Consider the following 8829-nt stretch of genomic DNA (forward strand, 5'->3'; position numbering starts at 1 on the left):
CCCCACCACCGTCGGCTGACTGAACAACGACCGGGCATCCACCTCCAACCCCGCCTTACGCAGCCGCGCCACCACCCCCACGGCCAACAACGAATGCCCTCCCAACTCAAAAAAGTGATCCTGACGCCCCACCCGATCCAGCTTCAGCACCTGCGCCCAAACCCCAGCAATCACCGTCTCCACCTCCCCCTGAGGCGGTTCATAGGCGCGACTCAACACCGCCTCCACCCCAGGCTCCGGCAACCCCTTGCGATCCAGCTTCCCCGCCGGATTAAGCGGCCACACCTCCACCCGCACAAACGCCGAAGGCACCATGTACTCAGGCAACCCCTCCACCATGTAACTGCGCAACGCCTCAAGCCCCGGCACCGCATCACGAACAGTGAAATACGCCACCAACCGCTCATCCCGAATCAACGCCGCCACCTCGCGCAATGCAGGATGCGCCGCCAACCGCGCCTCAACCTCCCCCAGCTCCAGCCGCACCCCACGCAGCTTCACCTGAAAGTCATTGCGCCCCAGAAACTCCAGGTTCCCGTCCGGCAAATACCGCACCAGATCCCCCGTGCGATACAACCGATCCCCCGCCACAAACGGGCTATCGATAAACCGCTCCGCCGTCATCTGCGCCAACCCCAGATACCCGCGAGCCACGCCCACCCCGCCGATATGCAACTGCCCACTGCACCCCAGCGGCACCGGCCGATCATGCTCATCCAATACGTAAAGCCGGGTATTACTGATGGCCCGCCCAATCGGCAACTGCAACCCCGGCACCGGCGCACCCGGCTCCAGCGTCCAGGCACTGCTGTCCACCGTCGCCTCGGTCGGTCCGTAGACGTTATGCAAGCGCACCTTGGGCAATCGCGCCTGAACCCCACGGGCCAAGGCCTCTGTCAGCTCCCCGCCACCGCATAAAACGTCGGTAAGGCTGGTACAAAGCGCAGACTCCTCCAGCTCCAGAAACTGCTGCAACATCGCCGGCACAAACTTGATCACGCTGACCTGTTGCTCACGAATCACCTGCGCCAGGTACGCCGGTTCACGGTGCCCATCGGGACGCGCCAGGACCAGGCGCATGCCATTGGTCAGCGGCCAGAACAGCTCCCACACCGAACCGTCAAAACTGAACGGCGCCCGCTGCAACAACGCGCCACCCTCGGCATTCGGGCACAGTTGCGAGCCCCAGTGCATCAGGTTGCCCAGGCCCCGATGCTCGATCATCACGCCCTTGGGCGTGCCGGTGGAGCCGGAGGTGTACATCACGTACGCCAGGTTGCGTACGCTCAGCCCCGGCACTCGCGGGTTGCCTTCAGGCGCCTGGTGCCAGGCGCCGTGGTCGAGGTCGATCACCGGTATCGACACCTCCCCCGGCAAATCCCGGGTCGCGCCGTGTACCAGCAAGGCGACCGGCGCGCTGTCTTGCAGCATGTAGGCGAGACGCTCGCGAGGGTAGCCCGGGTCCAACGGTACATAGGCGCCCCCCGCCTTGAGGATGGCCAGCAAGCCCACCACCAGGTCCAACCCGCGCTCGACACACAAGGCGACCCGCGAATCCGGCTGCACGCCGCGCTCGCGCAGGTGATAGGCCAGGCGGTTGGCGCGCTCGTTGAGCTGGCGGTAAGTCAGTTGCTGCTCACCGGCCTGCACCGCCACCGCGTGAGGTGTGTGCCGGGCATGGGCTTCGAACAAGGCGTGGACGGTCTGGTCCACGGGGTAGTCGGTTTCGCTGGCGTTGAAGTCCACCAGTTGCTGTTGCAGTTCGGTCGCGGGCAGCACCTGTACATCGAACAGCGGCGCCTCGGGCGTCTCCACCAACCCCGCCAGCACCGTGCCAAGGTAGTCCAGCAGGCGCTGGGCACCGACCTTGCGGGGCGCCTTGGCCTTGAGCCGGAAACCGCTGGCCAGGTCGTCCACCGTCAGCATCAGTGGGTAGCTGAGGATGTCTTCGCTGCTCAGCAATTCGATGCCGGGCTGCAGCACCTCGAGTGCCTCGACCGAGACATGCCGGTAATTCAGCAGGCTGTTGAACAGCGGTGTGACGCCGCTGCAACGCTGGGCCAACGCCAGGGACGCTTGCTCGTGGGCGAGCAAGGCGCTGAGTTGCTGCTGCGTCTGCCTGATCGCCTCGCGCACTGTCACCCCGGCCAGGCGTACCCGCAGCGGCAAGGTGTTGATGAACATGCCCAGGGCACGGTCGGCGCCCTCACCTGCTTGCAAACGCCCCAGCAGAACCGTACCAAACACCACATCGTCACGGCCCGAGACGCGACCCAGTACCTGGGCCCACGCCAGATGAAACAGGCTCGCCGCGCTGACACCCAAGGTGCGGGCCTGCTCGCGCAACAACTGGCCGAGTGCGTCGGGAAGCAGCAGGTCGGCTTCCTCGGTGTCACGGCGATCCGCCTGGCGTTCCTGTAAACCGAAGGCCAGGGTCGGCTCGTCGACATCCGCCAGCCGCTCGCGAAAGAACGCTTCGTGCCCGGCCTCGCGTTCCGCTGACCGGGCCTGGGCGACCACGTTGCGATAGGGCACCGGCGCCGGCAATTGCTGTTGCTGGCCAAGCAGATGCGCCTGGATTTCCGCCATCAGTACTTGCGTCGATGTGGCGTCGTTCACCAGGTGATGGAAACGCAGCATGCCCACCCAACGGCGGTTCTGCCGGTCTTCGGCGTAATCCAGGGCCATCAGCGGCGCCTTGCGCAAGTCCAGTGGCCGCTGGCGTTCGCGCAGTTGTTCGAGAATTGAGTCCCCCTGGAGGGCCACCGATTGCACGTCCAGAATCGCCTTGCGCCACACCACTTGCATCGGTTGTTCGAGGGCATCCCACGCCAGGCTGGTGCGCAGGATGTCATGGCGGTCGATCACCTGTTGCAGCGCCTGGGCGAACGCTTCCAGCTGTTCACGGCGGGCAAAGCTGAACATCGCGTGTTGCTGGTACGGATCGCGCTCGTCGGTGATGTGGTGATACAGCAGGCCTTCCTGCAACGGCGCCAGCGGGTAGATCTCCTGCACATTGGCGGCGCCGCCGGGGATCGCGGCGACGATGCGTTCTATCGTCGGCGGGTCCAGTTCGGCCAGCGCCAGCAGGTCCGGAGTAATCAATTGGCAACCCGCCGGAACACGGTTGGCCGGCACATCAAGCACGGTGCCCTGGCCAACCGCTGCCGCCAGTGCGGCCAGGGTCGGCTGGCCGAACAGCACCTGCACGTCGGCCTGCAACCCGACCTGGCGCATGTGCTGCACCAACTGGACCGCCAACAGCGAATGGCCGCCCAACTCGAAGAAATGGTCATGCCGCCCCACCCGCTCGACGTGCAGCACATCGGCCCAGATCTGCGCCAGGGCGATTTCCGTAGGCCCTTCGGGGGCTTCGTAAATTCGACTGACAAATGCATCGGCACCGGGTGCCGGCAAGGCCTTGCGGTCGAGTTTGCCGTTGGCCGTCAGGGGCAGCGCGTCCAGCTTTACGTAGGCCTGCGGCACCATGTAATCCGGCAAGCGTGATTTAAGATGGGCGCGAAGCGCTTCAATCGCTACCGGCGCATGCTCGGTGAACCAGGCCAACAGCTGCCCCTCGCGTACCAGCACCACCGCTTCGGTGACCCCTTCATAAGCCGCCAGGGCGGACTCGATCTCCCCCGGCTCGATGCGCACGCCGCGAATCTTTACCTGGTCGTCGTTGCGGCCCAAATATTCAATATTCCCATCCGGCAGCCAACGCGCCAGGTCGCCGGTGCGGTACATGCGGCCCGTGTTGAATGGGTCATCAAGGAAACGCTCTGCGGTCATGTCCGGGCGGTTCAAATAGCCCCGCGCCACGCCTTTCCCGCCGACGTACAACTCGCCTGCAGTACCGATGGGCACCGGCCGCTGTTGCTCATCCAGCAGGTAGACCGCGGCATTCGCGATGGGTTTGCCGATGTGCAGCGCCTGCCCGGCCTCAACGAGGCCCGAGGTGGCAACCACGGTGGCTTCAGTGGGACCGTAGTTGTTGATCACCGCGAAACTGCGCGCCTGGTTGAACTGGCGCAGGCGGTCGCCACCGATCAGCAGCGTGCGCAAAGTCGGGTGTTCGATATTCTGGCTGAACGCATACTCGGCCACCGGCGTGGGCAGGAAGCATACGTCCAGCGGTTGCGCGCGCCACCAGGCCAGCAGCGCGTCGATGTCTTCGGCGCCGTCGTGGGCCGGCGGCAAGTGCAAGGTCGCGCCCACGCACAGCGCTGGCCAGACCTCCCAGGCCATGGCGTCAAACCCGAAACCGGCAACGCTGGCGGTATGGCTGCCCGCGTGCAAATCGAAGGCCTGGCAATGCCAGTCCACCAGGTTGGCCACGGTGTGGTGCTCCACCATCACGCCCTTGGGCAGGCCGGTGGAGCCTGAGGTGTAGATCACATACGCGAGGTTGGCGGGTGTCATCGCCACTTGCGGGTTGCGCGCCAACTGCGCCGTGGCGTGATCCAGATTGATGACCGGCACGCTCAATACCGGTAGACGCTCGAGCAAATCCGTCTGCGTCAGCACCGCCACCGGCGCGCTGTCATCGAGCAGGTAGTGCAGGCGCTCGGCAGGATGGGCCGGGTCCACCGGGACATAACAGGCGCCGGACTTGAGAATCCCCAGCAAGCCCACCAGCGTCTCCAGGCCGCGCCGGGCGACGATCGCCACACGGTCGTCGGGCTTTACCCCGAGCACCAATAGCTGCCGCGCCAGGGCATTGGCCCGTTGATTCAATTGGTCATACGTCAATCGCTGCCCCTGATACACCGCCGCCACCGCATGCGGGGTCACCGCGGCCTGGGCCTCGACGCGCCCATGCAGGGTTTGCGCTGCGGGATAGGCCTGGGCGGTGGCGTTCCAGCGTTGCAACTGCGTGGTTTCGTCGGGCGTTATCAGTGAGAAGTCAGCCAGGGGCAGCGCGGTGTTTTCCAGCCCCTGCTCCAGCACATACACCAGGCGATCGGCCAGGGCCTGCACCTCGTGTGCCTGGAAGTACGCCTCGTTGTAGACGCAGTGCAGGCACGCCGTGTCGTGGTAGCGATTGCTGCGCAAGTGAATCGCCAGCGGCAACGGCTCATGGTGGTTGGACACCTTGATCGCCCGGGCCGACGCCTGGCCGTAGCGAAATTCATGGTCGTCCTGCTCATAGGACACCGACAGGTCGAACAGTTGGCCGCGGTCGGCGCGCAGCAAACCCAGCTCGCGATTCATCTCGCTCAGCGGGAAACGTTGATGCCGAAAATCCTGCTGGAGCTGGTCGCGCACGCCACGCACCAGGGCGCTGAAAGGCAGGTCGTCGCGGAACTGCAAGCGCACGGCACTGACCTGGGTGAACAGCCCCAGGGTCGAACGAAAGCGTGCATTGGAACGGTTGAGTATCGGCAGCCCCACCACCCACTCCTGGCGCTGGCCGGTGCGGCTGAAGTACAGGTACATCGCCGCCAATAACACATGGAACGCCGACGCCTGGTAATGGTTCGCCGCCCGCGCCATGCGATTGAGCAGCGCCGCCGGAAACGGTGCTACCAGGGTGTTGCTCGGCGCATCGCCCTTGGCCTGGTAACGGCGCGTCAGCAGCGGCTCTGGCAGCGCCTGGTATTTGTCCAGCCAGTAGCTGCGGTCCCGGGCGTAACGGGCCGACTCGCGATAGCGTTCATCGTTGTCGATGAAGTCGATATAGGACGGCGCCGACAGGTCCGGCTGCCGGCCCTGCTCCAGGGCGCTGTAGATACCGGCAAGGGATTGCAGCATCTGGCCAAAGCCCCAGCCATCGAGAATCAGGTGGTGAGCCTGGGTGCCGAGGCGGTAATGCTGGTCATCGAGCTTGACCAGGAAGAAGCGGAACAACGGCTCGTCGACCAGCGCATAGGCTCGCGCCATCTGCGCCTGCAACAAGGCCTCGGCGGCCGCGTGGGGATCCGGCTGGCGCGAGACGTCATGCTGCGGCACCGATACCGCCATTGCCTCGGCAAACGCCTGCCGTGGCAAGCCATCGGCCGCCACTTGCAACACCGTACGCAATGCGTCGTGCTTGGCCACCAGGTGCTCGATGGCTCGCTGGATCAATGCGGGATTCACGGTGCCCGTGAGTTCGATATAACCCCCGATGTTGTACAGCGGCGAGTCACCGAGGCGCAGTTGGTCGAGCCAGATATCCCGCTGGGCGGCGGTCAGGGGGAAATACGTCATAAGATCCTTCTCATGTGAGGTGTCGATAAGGCGCACAACGCCCCATTGAGGCGAAATCAACGGGATTTAAGCATCGCCCCGGAGGGCCGTATGTCACCCGAAACCCGGACAGCCCGGGTACCGCGCCGGGGTTGGCTGATGGTTCAGTGCTGAAACGATTAAATGGATGTAGGAGATTGGCTACATCTGGCCGATGCCATATAGCCGAGCATTTCGAGAAAATTGAGTAAATATGTTTTATATCAACTAGTTAACAAACTCTAAAATCCTTTTACCCTGCAGCTTCAGCCTATATCCCTGTCGGAAATGACGAAATAATGGCGCGCTTTTTATGGCAGGTTGTGTCCCTCGTTTCCGCTACATACGTAGGACAAATCCACGTGGCTAAATGAAGCCTCGAGCACCGACCCAGGTTCAAGGAGAACGGGAGGCCTGCACACGTACGGGCAACCGTTGACGGTTTTCGACATCAAGGATGAGATGGCTATGAGTCTGACCAGCAGTATTCGGAATATGGAAAATCCGCATTTTTATTTCGAGTTGGGAGAGTTGATTTCAAGCACCGGCACTGAACACTTCGCAGCGAACATGCTGCAACTGGTCAACAAGCTGGTACCGGTTCACTTGGTGGACCTCAGTGAATGGACCCTCGACGAGCACCAGGCCTGCGTGCTCGATATCAAGTTACTTGGCAGCGACGGGTTGAAGCAGGACCTGCCGCCACCGCGCACCCTGCATCACCGCGACGATCATCCGCTGCTGAAAAAAATGCTCGGCATGAACGACCCGCTGTTGATCCAGATGAATGCCAAGGCCGACAGCACCCACACCCGCGGCACCTCCCATCAGTGCAACCTGGTATCGCGCCAGGCCAATCGGCGCTGCGTGATTTCGTTCTACCGGCCCCACACCCAACGCGCCTTTTCCCTGGCGCAGCTGTCGTTTCTCAAGAGCCTTTCGGAAACCTTGCTGCCGTTGATCGAGCGCCACGCGCAGATCAATCGACAGGCCCCGCCGGTAGCGCCCGAGCCCTCTAAAACTCCGTTGGAGCAGTCGCAATTGCAGCGCGAATTCTATAAACGCCTGTCACTCAGTGACATCACCTTATCGGCGCGGGAACAGGAGGTTTGCCTGGGGTTGTTGACCGGCGGAACCGTACCGCAGATGGCCGAGAAACTCAGCGTGAAAAACAGCTCCATCGAAACCTACCTCAAGCGCGCGGCGGCCAAACTGGGCGTGAGTGGCCGGCATGGCCTGGCCAAATGGATGGTTGGCGCGTGATGAAAAAACTGATGCTCGGCGTGGCGTGTGTGCTTGGCGGGTGTTCGTTGATCCCGGACTATCAGCGGCCCGAGGCACCGACCCCGGCGCACTTCCCGGTGTATAACGCGGACCGGGTGGGGCCATCGGCCTCCGGGCCTGACTGGCAACAGTTGTTCCGTGACCCGGTGATGCGGCAGTTGATTGGCCAGGCCCTGGTGAATAACCGTGACCTGCGGGTGGCGGCGCTGAATGTCGAAGCGTTCCAGGCGCAGTACCGCATCCAGCGTGCCGACCTGTTCCCGGCGGTGTCTGCCACGGGTGCCGAAAACCGCCAGAAAGTCCCGCGGCGCGCCACTACCACCGGCAAGTCTGCGATCACCTCTACCTATTCGGCGACATTGGGCGTCAGCGCCTACGAGCTGGATTTTTTCGGCCGTGTACGCAGCCTCAGTGAGCAGGCGATGCTGCAATACCTGGCCACTGAAGAAGCTCGGCGCAGCGCGCAACTGAGCCTGGTGGCCAACGTCGCCAACGCTTACCTGACCTGGCGCGCCGACCAGGAACTGCTGGCCCTGGCCCGGCAGACGCTGGCCTCGGACGAGCACAGCCTGCGTCTGACGTCGCGCAGTAAAACGGCGGGCAAGGCGACGTCGATTGATGTGATCCAGGCCCAGACCAGCGTCGAAAGTACCCGGGCAAGCATTGCGCGCTACCAGCGGCAGGTGGCCCAGGACCTCAACAGCCTGGCGTTGCTGGTGGGTGGGCCGGTGCCGGATTCTTTGCCGGCACAGCCGCTGTCCGACGACCTGGTAGCCCGGGTGCCGGCCGGGTTGCCGTCGGACCTGCTGCAACGGCGGCCGGATATTGTGCAGGCCGAGTATCAGCTTCAGGCGGCCAACGCGAATATTGGCGCGGCGCGGGCGGCGTTTTTTCCTTCGGTTACGCTGACGGCCAACGCGGGCACCTCGAGTAAGGATCTGTCGGGATTGTTCCAGGGGGGCTCGGGGAGTTGGGGGTTCCAGCCGCAGATCAATCTGCCGATCTTCAACGCGGGCAGCCTGCGGGCCAGCCTGGATTACGCGAAGATTCAGAAGAACATTTATGTCGCGCAGTATGAGAAGTCGATTCAGACCGCGTTCCAGGAAGTCTCGGACGGGCTGGCGGCGCGGCAAACGTATAACGAGCAACTGGCGGCGCAGCGGGATTTTGTTCGGGCCAACCAGACGTATTACGACCTGGCTCAGCACCGGTATCGCAGTGGGGTGGACAGTAATCTGGTGTTTCTGGATGCGCAGCGGTCGTTGTTCAGTTCGCAGCAGGCGTTGATTGTTGATCGGTTGGCGCAGTTGGTGGCGGAGGTGAATTTGTATACGG

3 protein-coding genes are annotated in these 8829 nt (G+C 63.3%); 2 read left to right on the forward strand and 1 reads right to left on the reverse strand.

The features are described 5' to 3' along the window. Positions 1-6192 (reverse strand): non-ribosomal peptide synthetase (locus tag HX873_RS21535; protein ID WP_177123180.1); only part of this gene is annotated, 6192 nt, incomplete at its 3' end. A 486-nt stretch (positions 6193-6678) separates the two neighbouring features. Between HX873_RS21535 and HX873_RS21540 the strand changes: the two genes are divergently transcribed. After that, on the forward strand, positions 6679-7473 hold the full coding sequence (locus HX873_RS21540) for a helix-turn-helix transcriptional regulator (RefSeq protein WP_008430236.1): 795 nt from the start codon (positions 6679-6681) through the stop codon (positions 7471-7473). Further along, the coding region (locus HX873_RS21545) for an efflux transporter outer membrane subunit (protein WP_177123181.1) at positions 7473-8829 on the forward strand (1357 nt) is incomplete at its 3' end. The genes HX873_RS21540 and HX873_RS21545, both read left to right, overlap by 1 nt.

This window comes from Pseudomonas sp. P7758, from assembly GCF_013386485.1.
Taxonomy (GTDB): domain Bacteria; phylum Pseudomonadota; class Gammaproteobacteria; order Pseudomonadales; family Pseudomonadaceae; genus Aquipseudomonas.